This window comes from Paracoccus sp. MBLB3053, from assembly GCF_031822435.1.
In the GTDB taxonomy this organism is placed as follows: domain Bacteria; phylum Pseudomonadota; class Alphaproteobacteria; order Rhodobacterales; family Rhodobacteraceae; genus Paracoccus; species Paracoccus aurantius.
In genome coordinates this window covers 704,297-728,461 of record NZ_JAVQLW010000001.1, presented here as the reverse complement: position 1 = coordinate 728,461, position 24,165 = coordinate 704,297, and the positions used below count along the sequence as shown (strand labels likewise).

Genomic DNA, 24,165 nt, shown 5'->3' with positions numbered 1-24,165 from the left:
CTTCCCCCCACGGGTCGGAGGTGCTAGATCTGGGGGTATGAACAGCCAGCCCCCCAACATGCATCAGGAAGCGCGCCCGGTCATCCGTCAACTCGACGAAGCTGCAGCCAACCGCATCGCGGCGGGCGAAGTCGTCGAACGTCCCGCCTCGGCGGTCAAGGAACTGGTCGAAAACGCTTTGGATGCCGGGGCAAGCCGGGTCGAGATCGCCATTTCCAAGGGCGGCAAGGCCCTGATCCGGGTCACGGATGATGGCTGCGGCATGACGGCCGAAGACCTGCCCCTGGCCCTGTCGCGCCATGCCACGTCAAAAATCGACGGAAGCGATCTTCTGGACATCCGCAGCTTTGGCTTTCGGGGCGAGGCGCTGCCCAGCCTTGGCGCGGTGGGGCGGTTGACCGTCACGAGCCGGGCGGCTGGCTTCGACGGAGCCGAAATCGGCGTTTCTGGCGGGCGGATCAGCCCCGTCAAGCCTGCTGCGGGCAATCGAGGAACGGCGGTCGAACTGCGTGACCTGTTCTTTGCCACGCCCGCGCGCTTGAAGTTCCTGCGAACGGATCGCGCTGAAACTCAGGCCGTGGTCGAGGTCGTGCGCCGGCTTGCGATGGCAGAGCCCTATGTCGGCTTCACCCTGATCGACGAGGATGAAGGTCGCACCCTGTTCCGCGCCGATGCGGAGCAGGGTGAGCTTTTCGGCGCGCTTCAGACCCGTCTTACGCGGATCATGGGTCGGGATTTCATCGAGAATGCATTGCCGATCGACGCCAGCCGCGACGGCATCACGCTGACCGGATTCGCCGCGCTGCCGACCTATTCTCGTGGTGCGGCGGTTGCCCAGCATCTTTTTGTCAACGGCCGCCCGGTCAGGGACAAGCTGCTGACCGGAGCGCTTCGGGCCGGTTACATGGATGTGCTGCCGTCCGGCCGTTACCCGGCTGTCGTACTGTTCGTTTCCTGCGAGCCGCATCAGGTCGACGTAAACGTGCATCCGGCCAAGGCCGAGGTTCGTTTTCGCGAACCCGACATGGCGCGCGGTCTGGTCGTCTCGGCCCTGCGCCATGCCTTGGCGCGGGCGGGGCATCGCTCTTCCACGACGGTCGCGACCGCCGCATTGGGTGTGGCCCGGACTGAACCGACCCTTGGGAATTTGACCGTATCGGGCGCGTATCAGGGCGACTACCGGCCTGTCTTCGATCGTCCATCGCCTCAGGCCATCGCCGCGAGCCTTTCATTCCAGGCCCCCGGTTTTGCCGAAATGCCCGCGGCCCGGGTCGAACCCGATGAGGCCGCGCCGTCGGTCGATGCCCCGCTGGGGGCCGCACGCGCGCAACTGCACGAGAACTGGATCATCGCCCAGACGGGCGAAGGCATCGTGATCGTAGATCAACATGCCGCGCATGAGCGGCTGGTCTATGAACGGCTGAAGGCTCAGGCCGAAATGAACGGCATTGCCCGCCAGGCCCTTCTGATCCCCGAGATTGTCGAGCTTGCCGAAGGGGACGCCGCCCGCATCCTGGGCGTCGCGGACGAACTGGCCGAGCTTGGACTTGTCATCGAGCCCTTCGGCGGCGGGGCCGTCGCCGTGCGCGAAGTACCTGCGCTGATCAAGCGTATCAACGCACCGGCCCTGATCCGCGACATTCTCGATGATCTCGCCGACCAGGGAAGCTCGGAACGGCTACGTGCGCGCGTTGACGCCGTTCTTTCGTCTATGGCCTGCCACGGCTCGGTCCGGTCTGGCCGCAGGATGAACGCGGATGAGATGAACGCACTTTTGCGGGAAATGGAGAGGACCCCGAAATCCGGCCAGTGCAATCACGGCCGGCCCACCTGGATCGAACTCAAGCTCACGGATATCGAACGGCTCTTCGGTCGCTAGTTGACGTGGCACACGGCTGGCGCGACACTTGCGCAGAGGAGATCCCGTCATGCTGGAAATCAGTCCCGAAAAGATCGCCCATGTCATTATCCGCGCCCGCGAATACGACAGCGGCGTGAATGCTTGGGCCCATAATGGCCAGCGCGCCGGTCATGGAACCAGAGCCGAGCTTGCCGAGTTCATCGCTGGCCTGAATGACGACGAAAAGGCAAGCCTTGTTGCCGTCATGTGGATCGGGCGGGATACGTTCACCGCAGATGATCTTGCCGAGGCGATCGAGACTGCCAAGCTCGAGAAACGCTCTCCGACCGAAAGCTACCTGATGGGCGAACCGCAACTGGCCGACTATCTCGAAGCCGGGATGGATGCATTGGGCATTTCCCCCGAGGCGGCCGAGGACGACCTGCAGCACCCGGTCTGATCCCCGGTTCGATCAGCGCGACAGGCGGATGAACTTGCCGTCTTCCGCGTCGGTCAGAACGACGATCGACCCGTCGGGTGCAACCGCCACGTCCCTGATCCTGCCCATCCCTTTGGCGATCTGCTGTTCGGCGAAAACGCGGTCATCCTTTAGCCTGAGCCGGAAGAGGGCTTCGGAGTTCAGCCCCCCGACCAGCAGATCGCCCTGAAGATCAGGGAACATATCGCCCCGGTAAAAGGCCGCGCCGCCCGGCGCGATACTGGGGTCCCAGTAATAGATCGGCTGTTCCATCCCCTCGTGCTGGGTGATCCCGTCTCCGAACGGCTCACCATCGTAATCCTGGCCATAGGTGATGATGGGCCAGCCGTAATTCCGGCCGGGCTCGGGCTTGTTGACCTCGTCGCCGCCCATCGGCCCATGCTCGATTGTCCAAAGCCTGCCCTGATCGTCTAGGTCTGCCGCTTGTGGATTGCGATGGCCCCAGGACCATATCTCGGGCTTACCTCCACCTTCGAAGAACGGGTTTCCCTTGACGCCCTTACCGGTTTGCGCGTCGATCCGCAGAACCTTGCCGATGACGGTATTCACGTCCTGCGCGGACATGCGAATATCTTCGTTCTCGCGATCACCCGATGTCAGAAAAAGATGGCCTTCATTGTCGGGAACCAGACGTGCGCCGAAATGCAGGGTCGGGCCCCATAGCGGTTCTTCCTGAAAGATGATCCGAGCATCCTCGATGGCATCGCCGCTTTCGGAAAGCACGCCAGTCCCGACGGTGAGTGTCGCATTGTCACGGGGGGCGGGATTCCAGAAGCTCCACCAGATCTGACGGGTCGCAGCAAAGTCCTTTGCCACTGCGACATCGAGCAATTCACCCTCGACCATGTCGAGCCCTTTCAGCGGCTCGGAAAGCTTTCCGTCGCGAAAGAGCCGCATCCGGCCCGGCTTCTCGGTGATCAGCCAGCCGCCGTCCGGAAGCAGCGCCAGGCCCCAGGGCTTCTCGAGCCCAGTAGCAAGGATTTCCTGCTTGGCGTGAATTCCGACGCGCAGCACCGGCGCGCGCGTCTGGTTCTTGAATGCGGGGGTCTGCCATTCAGCATGCGGCGGATTTGCGTACAGGGTCTGCCCGAGGGTGGGTGAACCAGCCAACCCTGCAAGGAGGATGAGCGTGCTGAGATGTTTCATGATCGCGTTCCTTCCGTTGCCTCGGTTTTCCCCGGCGCTTCGGACAGTCCGCAAATGGCAGCGGCAACCTGTCCTGATGGGCGCTCAGATCCGTGAACTGTGTTCGTCGTAAAGCTCGCCGGCGCGCGCCCATGCGCCATCATCGATTCGGTCAAGGTCGCGCAGGACCGGAAGCAACTGGGCAGCGAAATCCACCGAACTTTCCAACGGCAGTAGAGAGGGAAGGTTGTCGATGGCCATCACGTCAAGCGGCGGATGCTCGGCAACGCGCAGCACGGGGTGGGACCAATCGGTGACGTGGTCATATACCTTGACCGGATTGAACTCGCTGGTCGGGTCGCAGGCGACATCCCCGATCACTGTCAGGCTGCGGCCCGGATCGACCGCGTCAGGCGCAACGAAAACTGGCGTCTCGGGCTGGGCGAGGATGCAGTTTATGAACAGGTCGTGCATGAGAATCTCGGGGAAGGGCGCACCTCGGGCTGTCTCGGCCATGTCCCATCGGGTTACCTTGACGCCCATGCGGGTCAACAGGTCAGACGCTCCGCTGCCGACGCGGCCGAGCGCCCCGATGACGATCGCGCTGGGACGTGGCAGGCCGGTGGCATCCAGATCGGCCCGCAACGTGTCGGTCATTCCGATCTGCGAGCCATAGACCCCGACCGGTCCGCAGATCCGGCCCCGTTTCTGAGCCGCCCATGCCATGAGCGATACCGCCGCGCCAGCGAACCCGGCCCAGTAACCGAATGCAGCAAGACGGCGTCCGTTGGTTTCGGTCAGGTATTCGAGATCGTAAAGCCTGCCATTGCCCGCCTTGAAGCGATGCAGAAGCGCGCGTCCGGCAGGCTGGCCCTTGTAGGCATGGCCGAACATGATGTGGCGATGTGAAAGCGGCGTATCGGCCTCGGGCAACTCCTTCAGCCCAAAGATGATCGCATCCGAAGGGGCTCCCGGCCAGCTTCCCTCGGGCGCCGCCTCGGCTCCTGCCGAGATGTAATCCGCCATGGGAATGATGCGATGGGCGCTTTCTTCCATTGTTATCTTGAAGCCGCGCCCAACCAGATCGCGGACCCCGTCGGGTGTGATGCCGACGCGACGTTCGTTTGGACGGCTTTCTGCCCTGACCCAGAGATGCACCATTCTTGTCCTCGTTTTCCTTTGGACTAGGGAAAGGCTGCCGTTGCGGCAAGCGGGGGACGACGCGCGCCCAGATAGGGGCCTTGGGCTGCCGCATCGATGCGCGCGACTGCCGAGGCAATGGGCTCGACCACCACGCTCATCGTCCATGCCGTCGCATGGATCATTCGTTCGCTGTCCAGCGCCAGCGCGACATGCCCGGGCCAGAACAGCAGATCGTTGCGACGAATCTCGTCCTCGACCACGGCGAAGGCCGCTTCCTGCATGTCGCTGTCGCCTGGACAGGGGATGGCGCAGGCCGTCAGCGCAGCCTGGGCGAGGCCGGAACAGTCGATGCCGAAGCGGCTGTTGCCGCCCCACAGATAGGGTGTGCCGATCAGCATTTCCGCGACTAAGGCCGGGTCCTTTGCCGGTGCGTCCGTGACATGCTGGGCTGGCACCCAACCCCCTTGAGACAGCAGGGCGAAACCGTTGCGCATCTCGGTGACCGACAGCCTAGCGCCAAGCGACAGCGATCCAAGCTCGGGGGTTTTCATGTCGGGCTCGGGGTAGACATGGCTTGCCGGCGCGCTCAGCCGATGCGTGATGGGCGTGTCCGATCCCGCCAGAGCCGTGCTGCGAACCCATCCGCAATACCCGTCCGCGACAGCCTGAACGAAGGCCCAGTCCTGTCTCTGCTCGATGATCAGAAGATCTGCGCCAAAAATTACCTGGCGGTCGCGCGCGGCTTCCGGCGCACGGCAGAGATCCGCCACGGAAACGGCAAGGCGGGCGGGATGTCCGGAAGTGTATTCGGGACGCTCCAACGTGCCCCGCAAATCCTCGAGCGCGATCCGATCTGTCGCCGGGGTCAGTCGGCGGTCGGTTGCCTGCGGCTTCGAGAGCATCGCGTCGCTCATGACAGGATCTCCGGCAAGGCGTTCAGGATCGCACGCATGCCCTGGCCCGCGCCGCCCTTGGGCCTTCCCGGTGCCGCAGTGGGCTGCCAGCCGTAAATGTCGAAATGGACGTAGTGGCGGGCTTTGTCGGTGAAGCGACGCAGGAAGAGCGCTGCCGTGATCGCTCCGGCGAACCCGCCGCCCGGAGCGTTGTCGAGATCTGCGATCGCGGGTTCGATCATCGATTCATATGGTTCCCAGAACGGCATTCGCCAGACCGGATCCGCGCAATCCCTGCCAGAGTTCTGGATCGCCGCAGCGATCACATCATCATCGCAGAAGAAAGGTGGCAGATCCGGACCCAGCGCGACCCGGGCCGCGCCGGTCAACGTCGCCATCGAGATCAGAAGCTCTGGCCTCTCCTCATCGGCAAGGGCAAGCGCATCGGCAAGAACAAGGCGACCTTCGGCATCGGTATTGTTCACCTCGACCGTCAGGCCCTTGCGGCTGGTCAGGATGTCTCCCGGACGGAAGGCGTTGGCGGATATGGCATTTTCCACCGCAGGGATCAGAACGCGCAACCTCATGTTCCGGGTCAGGCCAAGTCGCGCCAGCGTTTCGGCAAGGCCCAAGACGTTTGCCGCCCCGCCCATGTCCTTTTTCATGATGGCCATCGACGAGGGTGGCTTGATGTCGAGCCCGCCGGTGTCGAAGCAGACGCCTTTGCCGACCAGCGTCAACTGGGGCCCAGAGCCGGGGAAGACCAGATCGATCAGCCGGGGCTCCTGCGCCGCTGCGCGACCGACAGCGTGGATCATCGGGAAGTCCTGCGCCAGCAAGGCTTCGCCCTTCGTGATCGAGACACTGGCCCCGTGACGTTCGGCCAGCTCGCAAGCTGCGCGTTCAAGTTCGTCAGGCCCCATGTCGGAGGCCGGCGTGTTGATCAGGTCGCGCGCCAGATATTCGCCGGCCGCCAGCGCGATGACGCGGTCGCCATCGACGCCCTGCGGACAGACGAGGCGTGCGGCCGGCGGCTCGGCCTTCTTGTAGCGGGCAAAGCGATATTGCGCCAAAAGCCAGCCAAGCGCGGCGGTTTCGCCATCCATATCCTCGGGCATCTGCGCGATGTGCCAATCGCCCGCAGGCAGAGCCTCGGCGGCCTTGGCCAAGACGTAGCGGTCCCGAAAGGCGCGTTCCGCTGAACCGATCCCGTAAACCGCGCCAGCGATCTTTCCATCCGGCGTCGGCAATAGGCAAAGCTGCCCCGCGCGACCCGAAAAACCCTGCGCCTTGGCCCAGATCTTTGCCATTTCGCCTGCTTCGGCAGGCAGCGCAGGGCCGTCATCGCCGGGGCGAACCAGCCAGATCGGCAGGCTTTCGGCTGATTGCGGGGCGAATTCGGGTAGCTCGGTCATGGGGCAGGCCTGTCCTTGTCGATACCGGCAAGGTAGCGCGGACAGGGCTGGCCGCAAGCCCTGCTTCAGTTTGCCTCCTGCGTGGGATCATCCCAGATCCGAGTGAGGCACTGGCTTCCGATCCGGTGAAGGCGTGCGCAGGTCGCCCCCAATGCCCCCAGATCCCGCTGTTCCGCGCTGCTGCCCACATCAATGGCCACACCGGCCAGGGTGACAAGCCCCAGTTGCCAGGCGAGACGCGAAAGTCGGTCGGCATCGGCGACAACATCCGCCAATTCCCCTTCACCGGCAGCCGCAAGCGTCCTGTTCATCGCAAGAGCCAATTGCTCAAGAGCCAGGCCGATGACCTGCGAGGCGACGGTTTCGCCCAGTTCCGTCACGATCGTTTCCAGCCGTTGCTTGTCGATCAGCACCCGCTCTTCTACTGCAAGCTGCGCGATTGCGGCCATTTTCCACCTCGAACTCGGTACATTCTGGTTGCGGAAACTGTCATCTATCCATCAAGAAATGGTTGAGAGCGGATCGCTAAACCTCTCGAACTTTATCGGTCTTGGGTGCTATGTAGCGCCCAAACGGGATTAGAGGACGTCATGAAACAGGCCCGACCGCTGCCCCAATACCTTGTCCAGCGCTTCCAAGGCTGGCGTGCAACAACCTTTGGCGAAAACCGCAGCTGGTATCGCCGCCTCGCCGAAGGCGGCCAGCATCCGCGCGCGATGGTCATCGCCTGTTGCGATTCGCGTGTGCATGTCACTTCGATCTTCGGCGCCGACACGGGCGAGTTCTTCATTCACCGCAACATCGCGAACCTCGTTCCACCCTACATGCCGGATGGTCAGCAGCACGGCACCTCGGCCGCAGTGGAATATGCGGTCAATGCGCTCAAGGTCGCGCATCTGGTTGTCGTGGGCCACACCAATTGCGGTGGTGTCGCGGGCTGCCACGCGATGTGCTCGGGCCATGCCCCGGAGCTTGAGGAAAAGACGAGCTTCGTCGGTCGCTGGATGGACATTCTGCGACCTGGATATGAGCGGGTGAAGGATCTGCCTGCCGAGAACCAGATCGGCGAACTTGAAAGACAGGCCGTGCTGATTTCTCTCGAGAACCTGATGACCTTCCCCTTCGTACGGGCAAATGTCGAGGCAGGAAACCTGTCCTTGCATGGCGTGGTCCACGACATTGCCGAAGGCACGCTGAAGGAATTCGATCCTGTGAGCGAAGGTTTCTCGCTCGTCGGCTGAAACCATGTCGAAAGGGCTGGGGCGGGCTGATATGGATCACCGGCAAATGCCGAGAGGATGATCCATGACCGCCCTGCCCACCGCCGATGACATTGCCCATCTGGATGCGACCGATCCGCTGGCCGATCTGCGCCGGCGTTTCATGCTGCCCGATGGCGAGATCTATCTGGACGGGAACTCCCTGGGTGTGGCCAGCCATGATGCGATGGCCGCGCTTGATATGGCCGCCCGCAAGGAATGGGCGCAGGACCTGATCCGCAGTTGGAACTCGGCCGGATGGTTCGATCTTCCGGTCGAGCTGGGCGACAGGATCGGCGCGCTGATCGGTGCGGGGCCCGGCCAGACGGTCGTTTCGGACACGACCTCGATCAATGTCTACAAGGCCCTTCACGCTGCGATCGGACTGCGCGAGGGGCGCAATGTCATCGTCGCCGAGGCGGGCAGCTTTCCGACTGATCTTTACATGGCCGAGGGCGTGATCTCGACGCTTCCGGGCATGTCCCTGAGACTGGAAGGGCGCGAGGCCGATCGCATCGAGGACCTGATCGACGACCATGTCGCGGTCGTGCTGGTCAATCAGGTGAACTACCGGACAGGCGCGCTGCGGGACGTGACGGAACTGACCCGTATTGCCCATGGGGCGGGGGCCGTGGTGGTTTGGGACCTGTGCCATTCGGCGGGCGCGCTGCCGGTCGAGCTAGATGCGTCGGGCGCAGATTTCGCGGTTGGCTGCACATACAAGTATCTCAACGGTGGTCCGGGAGCACCGGCCTTCATCTATGTTGCGCGACGGCATCTTGGCCAAGTGGATCAGCCGCTGAGCGGCTGGTGGGGACATGCACGCCCCTTTGCATTCGAGACCGGATATGACGGAGATCCAGGAATTCGACGCTTCCAATGTGGCACCCAACCGATCTTGTCGATGCGGGCGCTGAAGGGCGCGCTGGATATATGGGACGGGGTAGACATGCACGCGGTTCGCGCCAAGAGCATGGCGTTGACCGATCTGTTCATCCGGCTGGTCGAGGGGAAGTGCTCGGGGCTCGGTCTCACGCTCACCAGCCCTCGCGATCCGCAGGAGCGAGGCAGCCAGGTCGCCTTCGCGCATGACGATGCCTACCAGGTGATGCAGGCGCTGATCGAGCGGGGGGTTATCGGTGATTTCCGGGCGCCCGATGTGCTGCGATTTGGCTTCACGCCGCTTTACCTCAGCTTTGCCGATGTCGCCCGGGCGGCCGATGTGCTGATGGAAGTGCTGGAAAGCGGGTCCTGGCGGGATGAACGGTTTGCGGTCCGCGCTGCGGTCACCTGACCTTTCCGGATGTTCCGGGGCGAACTGAGGCGCGCCCCGGCATATCTCGCTAGGTCTCAGCTCTGGGTTGCCCAGCTCACCGTCTGGGGCCGCGCCTTGGCGACTGCGGCGACAAGCATGCCGGTGATCCCGGCCTTGAGCAGGTCCCCCGGCACGAATGCGGTGACCAGGCCGAGACATTCGATGATGCTCTTGCCAAGGCCGATCGACATTCCAACAACGCCAAAGGCGTAAAGCACGACAATCCCGCCAAGGACCGAGCCGATCGCGGCCCGCAGACCGTTCGGGCGGATGCCGACATGTTCGACGAAAAGTCCAGTCACATAGGCCGCAAAGGGGAAGCCGATCAGGAAGCCCGCAGTTGGAGCCATGAGCGTACCCAGCCCTCCACGACCACCGGCCAGAAGCGGCAATCCGATGACGACGAGGATCACGAAGAGCAGCATCGACAGGAAGCCGCGCTTTGCTCCCAGAACCGCACCTGCCAACATGACGCCCATGCTTTGGGCGGTCACGGGAACGCCAAAGGCCAGGGTGATCTTGGGCACGAGGCCCAGGGCGGCGATCAGCGCCGCGAATAGCGCGATCTGCGCGACATTTCTTTCCAAGTCAGTTCTCCTCATCGGGGATTAGGCCACCCCGCGCGCGCAGGGATTCGGCAAGGTGGTCGGCATCGTCCAGGGCCAAGAGCGCCATCGGCAATACGATATGCCAGTTTGCGCGACGTGGCGAGCGGGCGCGCCATGCGTCAAGCAGCAGGCGGCCCTTGGTGACCAGCGTGGGCGTGAACCGGATGACAAGCGGGATCGCCGCCTCGATGACACCTGTCGGCAGGCCGATGCGGCGCAATGGGCGGAACAGGCGGTGGATCACGTCGGTCATCTCGCTGAGCGTCGTCGTCATTGTGACGAGGTTGGCCAGTGCCACGGCGGTCGTCATGCGCAGCGCCGTGCGGATGCCCTCGGGCCAGTTGCCGGCGAAGGCATGCCAGGCCAAAAGCAGCGCGACGAAGGGCCAGATCACCCATAGCTGTCGAAGCCCGTGGCGCATGAAGATCGACCCCGGCAGCGCGTAAAGCGCAAGCGCTGCGACGAGTCCCGCCGCCTGAAGCCGCAGGTCCGGCACGAGAAACAAGACAGTCGAGACGATAGCAAGCGCGGCAAGTTTGGCCGTGGCCGGCCAGGCGTGGGCCCTTGTCCTAACCGGCGATGTCAGCGAGATCATCCCGGCCCCCTTCGCGGATCATCTCGGCCTCGAACTCGGCCAGCAGGGCGGGGCCACCATCGGCGCGGATGCTGCCCTTGTCGAGCCAGCAGATCCGCCCATATCCGGCCAGGTCTCGCGGTTCATGCGAGATGTGCAGCAGTCGGGCGCCGCAGCCGTCGAGATGGCGCGAAAGCTGAATGCGCGTCGGGATGTCGAGCCCGGCAAAGGGCTCGTCAAGGATCAGCCAGCGCGGTCCCATAGCCAGAACCGCCATGATGCACAGAAGATGCTTCTGCCCCTGGGACAGCGCTTCGGTACTGGCGTCGAGCCATTGTTCCTTGCCAAAGCGCGTCAATGTCCTGACGGTTTCTTCGCGGGCCTCGGCCTTGCTTCGGCCAAGCTGGCGCAGGCCAAAACTGATCTCCTCGGCGACGGTCGGAAAGATGATCTGGTGCTCGGGATTCTGGAACAGGATACCCACCGTCGCGATTGCCGCGCGACGGTCCTTCAGGACATCGACACCCTCGATCAGCACACGGCCTTCGCAAGGCTCGATCAGGCCGGCAAGCAGGCGTGCCAGGGTGCTTTTGCCCGATCCGTTGCGACCGATGATCCCGATATGCGATTGGACCAGGTCAAGCGAAATCCCCCGAAGCACCCGACGCGTGCCGATATCATGGGACAAGCCCTGAACCTGAATGCCTGAACCGGCTTGCATGTCGCGCCTCACGGGAGGGTTTGTCAGAATCGCGAACCCCTCTAACATCTTTGCAGCCCATTGAAACCCGGATCACCGATGGAGGCTCCGTATGAGCTGGAATCCCGCACTTGAACCTGGTTGCCCCGACGAGGTGTCTCTGGACAGCATCGAAACGCTGATCGTTCCCCGCGCGCGAGATCTTGGCAGCTTCGAGGTCATGCGAGCATTGCCCGCGCCCAAGCGGCAGATGGTCGGGCCCTTCATCTTCTTCGATCAGGCCGGACCGGCAGAATTCCTGACGGGGCAGGGGGTCGATGTCCGTCCGCATCCCCATATCGGGCTTGGGACGGTGACCTATCTCTACCAGGGCGATTTCCACCATCGCGACAGTATTGGCTCGGATCAGGTCATTCTTCCGGGCGAGGTGAACTGGATGATCGCGGGCAAGGGTGTGACCCATTCGGAACGCACCAGCGAGGACGGAAGAAAGGGGCCCCATTCGCTGTTCGGCATCCAGACCTGGATCGCCCTGCCGGAAAGCCATGAGGATATGGACCCCGCCTTCGAGCATCACGAAAAATCGGCATTGCCCGAGCTTGCCGATGGCGGCGTTCAGGCGCGACTGATCCTGGGACGGGCCTATGGCGAGACGGCGCCCGTGAAGATGTATTCCGAGACGTTCTATCTGGACGTGGTTCTTGCGCCCGGCGCGCGGTTCCCGCTGCCTGACGATCATGAGGATCGCGGCATCTATGTCACTGAAGGGTCGATCCTGATCTCGGGTCAGGAATTCCCGGCGGGGCGAATGATGGTCTTTCGTCCCGGCGACCGGATCACCGTGGCGGGCGGGGAAAGCGGCGCACGGATCATGACGCTGGGCGGCGAGACGCTGAACGGGCCACGCTATATCTGGTGGAACTTCGTCGCATCGTCGCGTGACCGGATCGAGCACGCCAAGGAGGAATGGCGGGCCGCAAACTGGGGGCAGGGGCAGTTTCGGCTGCCATGGGGGGATGATCGCGAATACATACCCCTGCCGTGAAGATCAGGGCCGGAACAGCACCTTGCCGGATTTGCCTGCCGTCAACGAAGCCGTCACCGCCTCGCGGGCCTGGTCCAGCCCGTAGATCCCGTCAACTGGCAGCAGCAGCTTGCCTTCGGCGACCTGGGTAATCAGTTCGCCCATCAGTCGGGCCATGTCGGCACGCGGAAGCGTCTCATTGACCTTCGCGGCCCAGAAGCCCTTCACGGTCGCCTGCTTGAAGATCAGGTCGCCGGAGGAAATCTCCATCCCGCCATCGGTCATGTTTCCGAAGGATACGAGCAGAGCTTTCTCACCCAGCAAGCCCAGCATCTCGCCGCTGGCCTTGCCGCCGATCGAATCTACGCCTGCCCGGATCGATGCGCCCTTCGTCATCTCGCGGACACGATCCTGCCAGCCTTCGGTCTCGGTCGAGATGACATGGCCGATCCCGAGTGCCTCCATCTCGGAGATGGCCGCGTCACGGCGCACAAGGCTGATGACGTTGACGCCTCGTGCAGCGCCCAGCATCGCGACAGCCTTGCCGACGGCGCCGTTCGCGGTGTTCTGGATCACCCAGTCGCCCGGCTCAACTCCCATGAACTCGATGAGAGTGATCGCGCTGAACGGCATGGCGATGATCTGGGCACCTTGCTCATCCGTGATGGCGTCGGGCAGGGGGATCAGGCTGGCGGCCGGTGCAAGGAAATACTCGGCCCATGTACCATGGACTCCCGCAACTGCGATCCGCTGGCCGATGGCGATGCCCTCGACGCCTGCTCCCAATGCGTCGACGGTGCCGACCGCTTCAGATCCGCCGATCGCGGGCAGTTCAGGCTTGTAGCCATAGTTGCCGCGCACGGTCCAAAGGTCGTGATTGTGGATCGGAGAAAGGATGGTGCGGACCCGAACCTGCCCCTCGGCGGGCTCGGGAAGGGGGCTTTCGCCCAGAGAAAGCACTTCGGCCGGCTCGCCGAAGGTCGAATGAATGGCACTGCGCATGGCAATCTCCTTGGATATTTACCGCCTTGGGCGGTCAGTCATCATTGTCGCAATCAAGCAGGCGCTCGGTCGCGAAAAGGGCATGTTCGAAGGGCGCGGGGCTGCGCGTCAGACGCGCGAGCAGGGCCGCGCCGAGCCACATCTGATATAGCGTCTGGGCCAGCGCCGTCGGCTTGATGCCCGGACCGAGCGAGCCGTCCTTGCGTCCTTCGCGGATCACCTCGGCAAGGCGCATGACAAGCGCGTCGGCTCCGTCACTCAGGACATGGCGCATGTTTTCGGAAAGGTCCGAAACCTCTGCCGCCAGCTTGACCACAAGGCAATCCTCGGCCCAGCCCGGCTGACCGACATCCCTGTCATCGGCAATCCAGCCGGTGAAGTAGCGCATCAAGCGTTCTCGCCCCGAGCCCTCTGCAAGCAGCGGCTCAAGCTTCTTGGCGTAATCCTGAATATAGTCTTGCAGAAGTGCGACGCCGAAAGCCTCTTTCGACGCGAAATAGTGATAGAACGAGCCCTTCGGCACATTTGATGCTGCCAGGATTTCCTGAAGGCCAAGCGCCGCGAAGCCCTTCTTTTGCACCAGCCGATGGCCGTTCTGCAGGATGTTCAGCCGGGTTGTCTCGGATTTCTTCGCTATCGACATGAAGACTGGTTAGCAAGAATTAGACCGGTCGTCTATAAAAAATTAGACCGATCGTCTAGATCATGTCCAACGCGTTGGGCATGTGACGCCGTTTCATGTGAAACGGGTCGATCCGGAATCGCACTCATCGGGGCAAGCGTTCCATTCGCGGATCTCGGCCACTGCTCGATGCGGGCAAGGCGCCATGAATTTGTTCGACACTGCTGCAACCATCCGGGCGTTCGTGTCGTTGATCCGCAAAAGGGAATGTCAGCTCGGAAGGGAGTTTGCGAAATGAATTCCATTATTTATCTCGTGGGTCTGGTGGTCGTGGTTCTGTTCATCCTGTCGATGCTCGGCCTGACCTGATGGAAGGAGCCGCACCGGACCCGGAACGCGGCCATGTGGACTGGAGCGCGGTCCTGGCCGGTGCGCTGATCGCCCTTGGAGCGGCGGTCGTTTTGACAACTCTGGCGGCGGGGCTCGCCCTTGCAGCTTTGCCGCTTGGAGATGTTGCGGGGATAAGGCCCGTCTGGGCCATCCTTGCTGCGTTGGCATTGGTGGTGTCCCTGCTCGGTCCCTATTTTCTGGGTGGTTATATTGCCGGGCGAATGCGACGCCGTTCGGTTGCCAGCCCGCAGCGCGAAACGGCCATGCGGGACGGTGTGGGCGGGCTTGCCGTTTGGGCGATCGGTCTGATCCTTTCCCTTTTGCTTGCAGCCGGGCTGGTCGGGGGTGCGGTTCGTGGGCTCGCCAATTCGGTCGAAGCTGTCCTCGTAGAAGCTGGCGCCGCGGTCGATGCTGTGATCGAAAGGGCGGGGGGTGTCGGCGGGGCGATTGAAGATCTGGCCGGCAAGGCGCGCGAAGCGCTGCCAGGGACGCCGGAACTGCCCTCGCCTCAAGATGCACTGCCGGAAAGCCTTCAGTCGGGCGCGATCGACTATATTGTCGACCGCCTGCTGCGCCCTGACGAGAGGCAGTCCATCCCGCAGATCCAACGTGAGGAAATCGCCGAGTTTCGCCGACAAGTCGCCGCGATCCTGTTTCAAGTCGTGCGGAGCGGCGACATCAGCAGCGAAGACGAAGGTTTTCTCCGCCGTCGTCTGAGCGAATTGACCGGGCTTGCGCAAGAAACGGCTTCCGCCCGCATCGAGGATGCCGTTGCGCGCGCTCGGGACATCAGGGCCGAGGCCGCCGCGAAGGTGGAGAATGCAAAGGCGCGGGCTGACCAGTTGCGCGGCGAGGCCGAGGAAAGAATTGCTCAGGCCAAGGAAAAGGCGGCATCCCTTGTCGCCACGCTGCGACTGGCGGCGGTTTTCGCTTCACTTCTGTTGGTCGTCTCGGCCTGCCTCGCGGCAGGCGCGGCCTGGTTCGGCGCGATCCGTGGCGGTCGCGTCCGGGATCGGATCGCAGCAGGTCTTTGAGGCGAAGCCCCGGTCACTCTACGATGTCGGGGGGCATATCTTCAGATCAGTTTTCCACTCCGCGCAGAGACTTGTCAGTTCGCGCGGCAAGGGACGATCGGTGAAGACTGTATCGATCTCGGACAGGCTGGCGATCCGCGCCGGCGCTGGTCGTCCCAGCTTCGAGTGATCGGTGACGAGAAAGCTTTTCCTCGCCTGACGCAGGATCGCGCGGCTGACCCGCACCTCGGCCAGATCGAAATCCAGCAGGTCGCCGTCGAGATCCAGCGCAGAAGTTCCGATGACCGCATAGTCGACCTTGAACTGTTCGAAGAACTGCGTCGTCAGTTCCCCTACCAGACCGCCATCCGAGCGGCGCAACGCCCCCCCCGCGACCATGATCTCGCAGCCTGGATTGGCAAGCAGGATATTGGCCACGTTCATGTTGTTGGTGACGACCGTGATATTCGAATGATGGATCAGGGCCTGGGCGACCGCTTCGGTTGTCGTGCCCAGGTTCAGGATCAGGCTGCAATTGTCCGGGATGTCGGCAGCACACGCAGCGGCGATAGCAGCCTTGGCTTCCGCATTCATGCGCCGCCGCGCCTCGTAGCCCAGATTGACCGTTCCCGCACGGGGTACGGCGCCGCCATGCACACGATCAAGAAGGCCGGCTTCGGCCATTTCGCCCAGATCGCGGCGAATGGTTTGCAGTGTCACCTCGAAGCGCAGGGCAAGATCCTCGACCAGGACGCGACCTTCGGTCCGCGCCAGTTCGAGTATTTCGCCTTGTCGGATGCTCAATGCCACGCGCCTCCCTCCGTCATCGCACCTCACCTCGAACGGACTTTAGATCTTTCGCGAATATGCGCAAGATGATCATAACGCGCATCCAGATGTTCGTTTTTCATCATACCGCAATATAAACGAATATTCTTGTTGACCTGTGAGTGATCCCGGGTGCAGCCTCGTTGTTGCGAGGTTGGGAGGCTTCGTCGGAGGAATCGGTGTCAAACAAGGCGGGATCGGTCAGCGATCTTTTCATCATTGGTGGCGGGATAAACGGCTGCGGGATCGCGCGCGATGCGGTCGGGCGCGGGCTTTCCGTGACTTTGGCCGAAATGGGCGATCTGGCGCAGGCCACATCGTCGGCCTCGACCAAGCTGTTCCACGGCGGGCTGCGCTATCTTGAGTTCTTCGAGTTTCGCCTTGTCCGCGAAGCCCTTGAGGAACGCGAGACATTGCTCGAGGCCATGCCCCATATCAGCTGGCCCATGCGCTTCGTTCTGCCCTATTCGCCGGACATGCGCTTTGAAAGCGACACGCCGACATCCCGCTTGCTTGGGGTCGCGATGCCGTGGATGCGGGGGCGTCGCCCGGCTTGGCTGATCCGGCTGGGCCTGTTTCTTTACGACAACCTGGGCGGGCGGAAGATCCTTCCGGGAACGCGCCGTCTCGATCTCGTGGCGGACCCGCTAGGTCAGCCGCTCAGGCCGGGTTTTCGTCTTGGCTGGGAATATTCCGATTGCTGGGTGCAGGATGCGCGGCTGGTTGTTCTCAATGCGCGCGATGCCGAGGCGCGTGGGGCGCGGGTCCTGACCCGGACCCGTGTCACCCGAGCCGAACGGGCAGAGGGCATGTGGCAGATCTCCACGGAGGGCCCCGAGGGTCCCAGAAGCTTTCAGGCTCGCGCGCTCGTCAATGCGTCGGGCCCATGGGTCGAAGACGTTGTTCGAAATGTTGCCCATATCTCGACGTCCGAGGGCGTTCGGCTGGTGCGGGGCAGCCACATCGTCGTGCCACGGCTGTATGACCATGACCGCTGCTATTTCTTCCAGGGGACGGATGGCAGGATCATCTTTGCCATCCCCTTCGAACAGGAATTCACCCTGATCGGCACCACCGACATGGATCACAAGGGACCTCCGGGAGAGGCTCGCTGCACGAACGAAGAGCGCGACTACCTTTGTGCCTTCGCGAGCCGATATTTCGCCGCGGCCGTCACGCCCGATCAGGTGGTCTGGACCTATTCCGGGGTGCGGCCGCTTTACAACGACGGCGCGAAATCGGCGACCGCAGCCACGCGGGACTATGTGCTCAGCCTGAACGAGGATGGCGCGCCGCTTCTGAACGTCTTCGGTGGAAAGATCACGACATATCGACGGCTTGCGGAAAGCGCCATGGCGAAGCTCGTGCCGCATTTTCCGCAGGCAGGCTCGGCCTGGACGGCGCGTGTCCCGCTGCCTGGCGGCGACTTCCCGGTCGAGGGTGTGGCCGAGCTTTCGGCGCGCATCGCCCGGACCTATCCGTTTCTTGCACCCGCAGAAGTCCAGCGACTGCTGCGCACCCATGGCACCGAAACCTTCGAGATCCTGGGCGAGGCGCAAAGCCGCGAGGAGCTGGGTCGCGATTTCGGTGCGGGGCTGAGCGAAGCCGAGGTTCGCTGGTTCCAGTCTCGCGAATACGCCCGCACCGCCGAGGATATCGTCTGGCGGCGCACCAAGCTGGGTTTGAAGATGACGGACGAACAGATCGATGGGCTGGCCCGATGGCTTGCCGATCAGGCCGCCGACGCGGCCGAATGAAGGAGAGGCAATGACGCTGGAGTTGAAAGCGGTGTCACGAAGGGTTGGGGGAAAGACGCACATCTACCCCACCAGCCTGACATTGCAGAATGGCACGATGAACGTGCTGCTGGGGCCGACCCTTTCGGGCAAGACGAGCCTGATGCGGCTGATGGCGGGGCTGGACCAGCCGTCCTCGGGGCGTGTCTTCTGGAATGGTGAGGATGTGACCGGAAGGCGAGTGCAGGACCGCGGTGTCGCCATGGTTTATCAGCAGTTCATCAATTATCCCGGCCTGACGGTCTACGAAAACATCGCTTCGCCCCTGCGCATTCTCGGCCGGGCCAAGGACGAGATCGACAACAAGGTGCGCGAGACTGCCGAGATGCTGCACCTGACGCCGATGCTTGCCCGCAAGCCGCTGGAACTGTCGGGCGGGCAGCAGCAACGCTGCGCGCTGGCGCGGGCCCTGGTCAAGGGCGCGGGCCTCGTGCTTCTGGACGAGCCGCTGGCCAATCTCGACTACAAGCTGCGCGAGGAATTGCGCGTCGAGATCCCCCGCATTTTCGAGGCCTCGGGCGCGATCTTCGTCTATGCCACGACCGAACCCGAAGAGGCGCTGCTTCTTGGCGGCAATACGGCGACAATGTGGGAAGGTCGGGTGACGCAATTCGGCCCGACGCCGCGTGTCTATCGCGAACCGGTCGATGCGATCACCGCCCGCGTCTTCAGCGATCCGCCGATGAATTTCACCCCCGTCCGCAAGGGCAGTGCGAGACTGAGCTTTGGCGAGGGCGTCCCAGCCCCGGCCGAAGGCGCATTCGCGGTCGCGGATGGCGACTATCTGGCGGGCTTCCGTGCCAACCATCTGTCGATGGACCGGCATGTTCCGGATGCGCTGGAGTTTCGCTGCAAGGTGCTGGTGACCGAAATCACCGGCGCGCAGAGCTTCATCCATGTCGCGCATGGCGAGGAAAGCTGGATCGCGCTGGTCGAGGGCGTGCATGACATGGCGCGAGGGCAGGAGATCTCGCTCTGGCTCGATCCGCGGCATGTCTACCTGTTCGACGGCGACGGGCGGTTGGCCGCCCGCGCTGCCTATGCGAATGCAGCCTGAGGGAGAGGGCCATGGCACAGATCACGCTCAAGAACCTTGCCCACAGCTACAATGCGAACCCGCAATCCGAGTCGGATTACGCGCTGAAGGAAATGAACCATGTCTGGCAGGACGGCGGCGCCTATGCGCTGCTCGGTTCCTCGGGCTGTGGCAAGACGACGCTTCTGAACATCATCTCGGGGCTTTTGCGCCCCAGCCAGGGGCGCATCCTGTTCGGGGACGCGGACGTGACCGACGCCCCGACGACAGAGCGCAATATCGCCCAGGTGTTCCAGTTCCCGGTCGTCTACGACACCATGACGGTACGCGATAACCTGGCGTTTCCTCTGCGCAACCGCGGCAAGGATGCGGCCTATATCGCGGCTCGCGTCGAGGAGATCGCGCAGATGATCGGCATGGAGGCGATGCTGTCGCGCAAGGCGCAGGGTCTGACGGCCGATGCAAAGCAGAAGATCAGTCTTGGCCGAGGCATGGTGCGCGAGGATGTGAACGCGATCCTTTTCGATGAGCCGCTGACCGTCATCGACCCACATATGAAATGGGAGCTGCGCACCCAACTCAAGCAGCTGCACCGCCAGTTCGGCCACACGATGATCTATGTCACCCATGACCAGACCGAGGCGCTGACCTTCGCCGACAAGGTCGTCGTCATGTATGATGGCCGCGTTGTCCAGATGGGCACGCCCGAGGAACTGTTCGATGCGCCGGCCCACAGCTTCGTCGGCTATTTCATCGGCTCGCCGGGGATGAATTTCATCGACGCGCAGGTCGAAGGGCGTCACGCCAGGCTGGCCGGCGGCGCGGTTGTCGATCTCGGTGCCGAATTCGGCGCTGTCGCGGGGCGCCAGCAGATCGGCATCCGACCGGAGCACGTCGTCCTGACCGAACGTGACGGCCTTCCCCTGAAGATCCGCCGCGTCGAGGATGTCGGGCGCCACCGTATCATAAGGGGAGAAGTGGCGGGCACCGAGTTCAATGTCGTCGTGCCCGAGGGTGTCGCGCTGCCTCAGGGCCAGCCCCATGTCAGCTTCGCCCCCGGAAAAACCGGCGTCTACGCGGATGATTGGCGCGTGAGCCCGAAATCTCTGGAAAGGGCCGCCTGATGCAGAAGATCCAGAACAACAAGGCCTGGTTTCTCGTCCTTCCGGTGCTGGTGCTGGTTGCGTTCTCGGCGGTCATTCCGCTGATGACGGTCGTGAACTACGCCTTCAACGACACGTTCGGGAACAACGCCTTTTTCTGGGCCGGTCTTGAATGGTTCGACGAGATGATCCATTCCGACCGGCTGCACGCGGCGCTTGGGCGGCAGGCGCTGTTTTCCGCGATCATCCTCGCGATCGAGGTGCCTTTGGGCATTTTCGTCGCGCTGAACATGCCCAAGAAGGGCTTCTGGTCCAGTCTCGTGCTGGTCCTGATGGCGCTGCCCTTGCTTATCCCCTTCAACGTCGTCGGCACGATCTGGCAGATTTTCGGCCGCGTGGACATTGGTCTGCTGGGCCATACGCTTGAGGCCATCGGGCTTGACTACAATTACGTCAACGATCCGCTCGATGCCTGGCTCACGGTCATCGTCATGGACGTCTGGCATTGGACCAGCCTTGTCGCGCTGCTTTGCTATGCGGGTCTTCAGTCAATCCCGCAGGCCTATTACCAGGCCGCCAAGATCGACCAGGCCAGCCGCTGGGCCGTCTTTCGCTATATCGAGCTGCCCAAGATGAAGGGTGTGCTGCTGATCGCCGTGCTGCTGCGCTTCATGGACAGCTTCATGATCTATACCGAACCATTTGTCGTCACCGGCGGGGGGCCGGGCAACTCGACCACCTTCCTGTCGATCGACCTCGTGAAGATGGCGGTGGGGCAATTCGACCTGGGTCCGGCGGCGGCCTTCAGCCTGATGTATTTCCTGGTCATCCTGCTGGTCAGCTGGGTCTTTTACACCGTCATGACCAACATGGACAAAGCGGAGGCCGGGCAATGAAGGCACGCTATTCCGGCGTCGTGATGACGCTTTACCTGCTGTTCCTGATGATCCCGATCTACTGGCTCGTGAACATGAGCCTGAAGAACAATGCCGAGATCACCGGGACCTTCTCGCTGTACCCGCACAATCTGACCTTCCGCAACTACCGGACCATCCTGACCGACCCGAGTTGGTACATGGGATACGTGAACTCGATCATCTACGTGGTGATGAACACGGTCATCTCGATCACGGTGGCGCTGCCCGCTGCCTATGCCTTCAGCCGCTACAGCTTCATCGGGGACAAGCACCTGTTCTTCTGGTTGCTGACGAACCGGATGGCGCCACCTGCGGTCTTCGCGCTGCCCTTTTTCCAGCTTTATTCCTCGATCGGGCTTTTCGACACGCATATCGCGGTTGCCCTGGCGCATTGCCTTTTCAACGTGCCTTTGGCGGTCTGGATCCTGGAAGGGTTCATGCGGGGGGTGCCCAAGGAAATCGACGAGACGGCCTATATCGACGGCTATTCCTTTCCGCGCTTCTTCGTGAAGATCTTCATGCCGCTGATCGCGTCTGGCATCGGGGTGGCTGCATTTTTCTGCTTCATGTTCTCCTGGGTCGAATTGTTGCTGTCGCGCACCCTGACAAGCGTGAATGCAAAGCCCATCGCCGCCACGATGACGCGCACAGTCTCGGCTTCGGGGATGGATTGGGGCGTGCTTGCCGCCGCGGGTGTTCTGACGATCGTGCCGGGCGCCTTGGTCATCTGGTTCGTGCGCAACTACATTGCCAAGGGCTTTGCCCTGGGGAGGGTCTGATGAGCGACGCTGCAATCGACAAGGACTCCCGCACCCCCTGGCCTGCCGTCTATATGACCGCCGCCATCGTGCTGGGGGCGGTGCTGGCCTTCCTGCTCTGGGCCGTGCCGGTCAGGGATGGGGCCAGGCAATGGACCGCGCCGATGATCGCCGGTGGCTGGATGGCCTGGACCTTCCCGGTTGCGCTGTTCTTCTGGACCATTGCCAGCCTGCTCGTGATCTTCACGATCCTTGCTGTCCGCTTCCCCGAGACGCCGCGCGCTGGGGTTCTCAGGATCGAGACGACGCGCGGCGACCGGCTTTTCATAACTCTGCTTGGCTCTGCCTTCATCTGCCTTGGCTGGCTGTTCCTTGCCGGGCCTCCGGTCTGGTGGGGGCTGGGGCTCAGTCTTGCCTATGCCGCGGCGGTGTTCCGCTGGGTTTGAATGCCGCGGCGGTCCCGGCAGGCCGCGCGGAAAAAACTGACGTCTCATAAGGGAGGAAAACATGAGACCGATTAGAAGGACGACGGCCATGGCGCTTGCGCTCATGGTCATGGGAGGGGCACCGGCCTGGGCCGACATGGAGGCAGCCAAGCAGTTCCTCGATGCCGAGATCGGGGATCTTTCGACGCTGTCCCGCGCCGATCAGGAAGCCGAGATGCAATGGTTCATCGACGCCGCGCAACCGCTGGCCGGAATGGATATCAAGGTCGTCTCGGAAACGATCACGACGCATGAATACGAAGCCAAGGTGCTGGCCCCGGCCTTCACCGCGATCACCGGGATCAAGATCACCCATGACCTGATCGGCGAAGGCGACGTCGTCGAGAAGCTGCAGACCCAGATGCAGACCGGCGAGAACGTCTATGACGCCTATGTCAACGACTCTGACCTGATCGGCACCCATTGGCGTTATCAGCAGGCGCGCTCGCTGACGAAGTGGATGGAGGAAGAGGGCAAGGATGTCACCAGCCCCACGCTGGACCTTGACGACTTCATCGGGCTGAAGTTCACCACTGCGCCCGACGGTGACCTCTATCAGCTTCCCGATCAGCAATTCGCGAACCTCTACTGGTTCCGCTATGACTGGTTCAACGATCAGAAGACCAAGGACGATTTCAAGGCCAAGTATGGCTATGACCTTGGCGTCCCGGTGAACTGGTCCGCCTATGAGGACATTGCCGAATTCTTCACCGGCCGCGACATGTCCTATATCGAGGGTGGCCCGGCAAAGGCCTGGGGCAACATGGACTACGGCAAGAAGGACCCGAGCCTTGGCTGGCGTTACACCGACGCCTGGATGTCCATGGCCGGCATGGGTGACAAGGGTGAACCGAATGGCTTGCCCGTCGACGAATGGGGCATCCGGGTCGATGAGAACAGCCGACCCGTCGGCTCATGCGTGGCGCGGGGCGGTGCCACCAATGACGCGGCGGCCGTCTATGCCGTGACCAAGGCTATCGAATGGCTGCAGAAATACACCCCTCCGGAAGCGCAGGGCATGACCTTTGGCGAGGCGGGGCCGGTTCCGGCGCGTGGCGATATCGCCCAGCAGATGTTCTGGTACACCGCCTTTACCGCCGACATGGTCAAGGAAGGCACCGCCGTGGTGAATGCCGACGGCACACCGAAATGGCGCATGGCCCCAAGCCCGCACGGCGCCTATTGGTCGGAAGGCACCAAGATCGGCTACCAGGACGTTGGGTCGTGGACTCTGCTGAAATCGACGCCGGTAGATCGCGCGCAGGCCGCATGGCTCTATGCGCAATTCGTCACCTCGAAAACGGTCGATGTGAAGAAGTCACATGTCGGGCTGACCTTCATCCGGGAATCGACGATTCAGGACAAGTCCTTCACCGAGCGGGCGCCCAAGCTGGGCGGTCTGGTCGAATTCTACCGCTCGCCCGCGCGCGTGCAATGGTCGCCGACCGGAACGAATATCCCCGACTATCCGAAGCTCGCTCAGCTGTGGTGGCAGAATATCGGTGATGCCATGTCCGGCGCGAAATCCCCGCAAGAGGCTTTGGATGCGCTTTGCGCCGAACAGGAACGCGTGCTGGAACGTCTGGAACGCGCCGGTGTTCAGGGCGACCTTGGTCCCAAGCTGAATGAGGAAAAGGACCCCCAGGAATGGCTGGACGCCGAGGGTTCTCCGGTGGCGATGCTCGAAAACGAGAAGCCGCAGGGCGAGACGATCTCCTATGACGAACTGATCAAATCCTGGCAGTGATGCCGGACGGGGCGGCGCTCGGGCGCTGCCCCTTCACGCTGACCCGGCAGGCGGGGGCAAGGCTTGCCCCGGC

General features: G+C 62.7%; 24 protein-coding genes. 13 read left to right on the top strand and 11 right to left on the bottom strand.

Going from position 1 to position 24,165, the window contains the following annotated elements; all coding sequences use genetic code 11:
* The first annotated feature begins 37 nt into the window (after positions 1–37).
* Together mutL and RGQ15_RS03665 are read left to right on the top strand one after the other, a co-directional pair.
* Positions 38–1,879 (top strand): DNA mismatch repair endonuclease MutL, encoded by a 1,842-nt coding sequence (mutL, locus tag RGQ15_RS03670; RefSeq protein WP_311158869.1) that lies wholly within the window; start codon positions 38–40, stop codon positions 1,877–1,879.
* Between the two features lie 49 nt (positions 1,880–1,928).
* Positions 1,929–2,300 (top strand): DUF3775 domain-containing protein, encoded by a 372-nt coding sequence (locus RGQ15_RS03665; RefSeq protein ID WP_311158868.1) that lies wholly within the window; start codon positions 1,929–1,931, stop codon positions 2,298–2,300.
* A 12-nt stretch (positions 2,301–2,312) separates the two neighbouring features.
* On the opposite strand, the gene RGQ15_RS03660 is transcribed toward RGQ15_RS03665, so the two are convergent.
* From RGQ15_RS03660 to RGQ15_RS03640, 5 genes are all read right to left on the bottom strand, one after another.
* Positions 2,313–3,485, bottom strand: coding sequence for a PQQ-dependent sugar dehydrogenase (locus RGQ15_RS03660; protein WP_311158867.1), 1,173 nt, complete (start codon positions 3,483–3,485; stop codon positions 2,313–2,315).
* 84 nt (positions 3,486–3,569) lie between these two features.
* Positions 3,570–4,625: a saccharopine dehydrogenase gene (locus RGQ15_RS03655; protein WP_311158866.1), complete on the bottom strand. Its 1,056-nt coding sequence runs from the start codon at positions 4,623–4,625 to the stop codon at positions 3,570–3,572.
* 23 nt (positions 4,626–4,648) lie between these two features.
* On the bottom strand, positions 4,649–5,521 hold the full coding sequence (locus RGQ15_RS03650) for a C40 family peptidase (protein ID WP_311158865.1): 873 nt from the start codon (positions 5,519–5,521) through the stop codon (positions 4,649–4,651).
* A complete protein-coding gene (locus RGQ15_RS03645) occupies positions 5,518–6,915 on the bottom strand; it encodes a leucyl aminopeptidase family protein (protein ID WP_311158864.1) in 1,398 nt (465 codons plus the stop codon). Before RGQ15_RS03645 ends, RGQ15_RS03650 begins: the two co-directional genes overlap by 4 nt.
* Positions 6,916–6,980: 65 nt before the next feature.
* Entirely contained in the window at positions 6,981–7,364 is a 384-nt protein-coding gene (locus tag RGQ15_RS03640; protein ID WP_311158863.1) for a hypothetical protein, read from the bottom strand.
* Between the two features lie 141 nt (positions 7,365–7,505).
* Here RGQ15_RS03640 and RGQ15_RS03635 point away from each other — a divergent pair, with 141 nt between their 5' ends.
* Complete coding sequence (locus tag RGQ15_RS03635) at positions 7,506–8,156, top strand: carbonic anhydrase (RefSeq protein WP_311158862.1); 651 nt, start codon at positions 7,506–7,508, stop codon at positions 8,154–8,156.
* A 64-nt stretch (positions 8,157–8,220) separates the two neighbouring features.
* The gene (gene kynU, locus RGQ15_RS03630) at positions 8,221–9,468 is read left to right on the top strand and encodes a kynureninase (protein WP_311158861.1); all 1,248 of its coding nucleotides are present in this window, start codon (positions 8,221–8,223) and stop codon (positions 9,466–9,468) included.
* A 56-nt stretch (positions 9,469–9,524) separates the two neighbouring features.
* Here the strand turns inward: kynU and RGQ15_RS03625 are convergent, their stop codons facing one another.
* From RGQ15_RS03625 to RGQ15_RS03615, 3 genes are read right to left on the bottom strand one after another with little or no spacing between them, the layout of a single operon-like run.
* On the bottom strand, positions 9,525–10,076 hold the full coding sequence (locus RGQ15_RS03625; RefSeq protein WP_311158860.1) for a biotin transporter BioY: 552 nt from the start codon (positions 10,074–10,076) through the stop codon (positions 9,525–9,527).
* A gap of 1 nt (position 10,077) precedes the next feature.
* Entirely contained in the window at positions 10,078–10,692 is a 615-nt protein-coding gene (locus tag RGQ15_RS03620) for an energy-coupling factor transporter transmembrane component T family protein (RefSeq protein WP_311158859.1), read from the bottom strand.
* Positions 10,667–11,392, bottom strand: coding sequence for an energy-coupling factor ABC transporter ATP-binding protein (locus RGQ15_RS03615; protein WP_311158858.1), 726 nt, complete (start codon positions 11,390–11,392; stop codon positions 10,667–10,669). The genes RGQ15_RS03620 and RGQ15_RS03615 overlap by 26 nt, the downstream gene beginning before the upstream one ends.
* A gap of 91 nt (positions 11,393–11,483) precedes the next feature.
* On the opposite strand from RGQ15_RS03615, the gene RGQ15_RS03610 reads away from it, so the two are divergent.
* On the top strand, positions 11,484–12,416 hold the full coding sequence (locus RGQ15_RS03610; RefSeq protein WP_311158857.1) for a pirin family protein: 933 nt from the start codon (positions 11,484–11,486) through the stop codon (positions 12,414–12,416).
* A 3-nt stretch (positions 12,417–12,419) separates the two neighbouring features.
* Here RGQ15_RS03610 and RGQ15_RS03605 read toward each other — a convergent pair whose 3' ends face one another.
* Together RGQ15_RS03605 and RGQ15_RS03600 are read right to left on the bottom strand one after the other, a co-directional pair.
* A complete protein-coding gene (locus RGQ15_RS03605; protein WP_311158856.1) occupies positions 12,420–13,397 on the bottom strand; it encodes a zinc-binding dehydrogenase in 978 nt (325 codons plus the stop codon).
* A 34-nt stretch (positions 13,398–13,431) separates the two neighbouring features.
* Positions 13,432–14,040 carry a TetR/AcrR family transcriptional regulator gene (locus RGQ15_RS03600; protein ID WP_311158855.1) on the bottom strand — a complete coding sequence of 203 codons (609 nt, stop codon included), beginning with the start codon at positions 14,038–14,040 and terminating at the stop codon, positions 13,432–13,434.
* Positions 14,041–14,387: 347 nt separating this feature from the next.
* Here RGQ15_RS03600 and RGQ15_RS03595 point away from each other — a divergent pair, with 347 nt between their 5' ends.
* The gene (locus RGQ15_RS03595) at positions 14,388–15,443 is read left to right on the top strand and encodes a coiled-coil domain-containing protein (protein ID WP_311158854.1); all 1,056 of its coding nucleotides are present in this window, start codon (positions 14,388–14,390) and stop codon (positions 15,441–15,443) included.
* 18 nt (positions 15,444–15,461) lie between these two features.
* Here RGQ15_RS03595 and RGQ15_RS03590 read toward each other — a convergent pair whose 3' ends face one another.
* Positions 15,462–16,232 (bottom strand): DeoR/GlpR family DNA-binding transcription regulator, encoded by a 771-nt coding sequence (locus RGQ15_RS03590; protein WP_311158853.1) that lies wholly within the window; start codon positions 16,230–16,232, stop codon positions 15,462–15,464.
* Positions 16,233–16,429: 197 nt separating this feature from the next.
* Here RGQ15_RS03590 and glpD point away from each other — a divergent pair, with 197 nt between their 5' ends.
* The 7 genes from glpD (at position 16,430) to RGQ15_RS03555 (ending at position 24,092) form a co-directional block, all read left to right on the top strand.
* On the top strand, positions 16,430–18,007 hold the full coding sequence (gene glpD, locus RGQ15_RS03585; protein WP_311158852.1) for a glycerol-3-phosphate dehydrogenase: 1,578 nt from the start codon (positions 16,430–16,432) through the stop codon (positions 18,005–18,007).
* Between the two features lie 10 nt (positions 18,008–18,017).
* Positions 18,018–19,103, top strand: coding sequence for an ABC transporter ATP-binding protein (locus tag RGQ15_RS03580; RefSeq protein WP_311158851.1), 1,086 nt, complete (start codon positions 18,018–18,020; stop codon positions 19,101–19,103).
* An 11-nt stretch (positions 19,104–19,114) separates the two neighbouring features.
* Positions 19,115–20,206 carry an ABC transporter ATP-binding protein gene (locus RGQ15_RS03575; protein ID WP_311158850.1) on the top strand — a complete coding sequence of 364 codons (1,092 nt, stop codon included), beginning with the start codon at positions 19,115–19,117 and terminating at the stop codon, positions 20,204–20,206.
* Positions 20,206–21,081, top strand: coding sequence for a carbohydrate ABC transporter permease (locus RGQ15_RS03570; RefSeq protein WP_311158849.1), 876 nt, complete (start codon positions 20,206–20,208; stop codon positions 21,079–21,081). The genes RGQ15_RS03575 and RGQ15_RS03570 overlap by 1 nt, the downstream gene beginning before the upstream one ends.
* On the top strand, positions 21,078–21,881 hold the full coding sequence (locus RGQ15_RS03565) for a carbohydrate ABC transporter permease (protein ID WP_311158847.1): 804 nt from the start codon (positions 21,078–21,080) through the stop codon (positions 21,879–21,881). Before RGQ15_RS03570 ends, RGQ15_RS03565 begins: the two co-directional genes overlap by 4 nt.
* Entirely contained in the window at positions 21,881–22,306 is a 426-nt protein-coding gene (locus tag RGQ15_RS03560; protein ID WP_311158846.1) for a DUF2160 domain-containing protein, read from the top strand. Before RGQ15_RS03565 ends, RGQ15_RS03560 begins: the two co-directional genes overlap by 1 nt.
* Positions 22,307–22,367: 61 nt before the next feature.
* Positions 22,368–24,092, top strand: a complete 1,725-nt coding sequence (locus tag RGQ15_RS03555) for an ABC transporter substrate-binding protein (protein ID WP_311158845.1) — start codon at positions 22,368–22,370, stop codon at positions 24,090–24,092.
* Positions 24,093–24,165 lie beyond the last annotated feature (73 nt).

Coding starts and splice junctions, on each gene's coding strand:
- RGQ15_RS03660 (WP_311158867.1), bottom strand. CDS start 3,485: ATGAAACATCTCAGCACGCTCATCCTCCTTGCAGGGTTGGCTGGTTCA.
- RGQ15_RS03570 (WP_311158849.1), top strand. CDS start 20,206: ATGCAGAAGATCCAGAACAACAAGGCCTGGTTTCTCGTCCTTCCGGTG.
- RGQ15_RS03640 (WP_311158863.1), bottom strand. CDS start 7,364: ATGGCCGCAATCGCGCAGCTTGCAGTAGAAGAGCGGGTGCTGATCGAC.
- RGQ15_RS03580 (WP_311158851.1), top strand. CDS start 18,018: ATGACGCTGGAGTTGAAAGCGGTGTCACGAAGGGTTGGGGGAAAGACG.
- RGQ15_RS03620 (WP_311158859.1), bottom strand. CDS start 10,692: ATGATCTCGCTGACATCGCCGGTTAGGACAAGGGCCCACGCCTGGCCG.
- RGQ15_RS03610 (WP_311158857.1), top strand. CDS start 11,484: ATGAGCTGGAATCCCGCACTTGAACCTGGTTGCCCCGACGAGGTGTCT.
- RGQ15_RS03565 (WP_311158847.1), top strand. CDS start 21,078: ATGAAGGCACGCTATTCCGGCGTCGTGATGACGCTTTACCTGCTGTTC.
- RGQ15_RS03595 (WP_311158854.1), top strand. CDS start 14,388: ATGGAAGGAGCCGCACCGGACCCGGAACGCGGCCATGTGGACTGGAGC.
- RGQ15_RS03560 (WP_311158846.1), top strand. CDS start 21,881: ATGAGCGACGCTGCAATCGACAAGGACTCCCGCACCCCCTGGCCTGCC.
- kynU (WP_311158861.1), top strand. CDS start 8,221: ATGACCGCCCTGCCCACCGCCGATGACATTGCCCATCTGGATGCGACC.
- RGQ15_RS03650 (WP_311158865.1), bottom strand. CDS start 5,521: ATGAGCGACGCGATGCTCTCGAAGCCGCAGGCAACCGACCGCCGACTG.
- RGQ15_RS03645 (WP_311158864.1), bottom strand. CDS start 6,915: ATGACCGAGCTACCCGAATTCGCCCCGCAATCAGCCGAAAGCCTGCCG.
- RGQ15_RS03615 (WP_311158858.1), bottom strand. CDS start 11,392: ATGCAAGCCGGTTCAGGCATTCAGGTTCAGGGCTTGTCCCATGATATC.
- RGQ15_RS03600 (WP_311158855.1), bottom strand. CDS start 14,040: ATGTCGATAGCGAAGAAATCCGAGACAACCCGGCTGAACATCCTGCAG.
- RGQ15_RS03575 (WP_311158850.1), top strand. CDS start 19,115: ATGGCACAGATCACGCTCAAGAACCTTGCCCACAGCTACAATGCGAAC.
- RGQ15_RS03635 (WP_311158862.1), top strand. CDS start 7,506: ATGAAACAGGCCCGACCGCTGCCCCAATACCTTGTCCAGCGCTTCCAA.
- RGQ15_RS03605 (WP_311158856.1), bottom strand. CDS start 13,397: ATGCGCAGTGCCATTCATTCGACCTTCGGCGAGCCGGCCGAAGTGCTT.
- RGQ15_RS03555 (WP_311158845.1), top strand. CDS start 22,368: ATGAGACCGATTAGAAGGACGACGGCCATGGCGCTTGCGCTCATGGTC.
- mutL (WP_311158869.1), top strand. CDS start 38: ATGAACAGCCAGCCCCCCAACATGCATCAGGAAGCGCGCCCGGTCATC.
- RGQ15_RS03665 (WP_311158868.1), top strand. CDS start 1,929: ATGCTGGAAATCAGTCCCGAAAAGATCGCCCATGTCATTATCCGCGCC.
- RGQ15_RS03655 (WP_311158866.1), bottom strand. CDS start 4,625: ATGGTGCATCTCTGGGTCAGGGCAGAAAGCCGTCCAAACGAACGTCGC.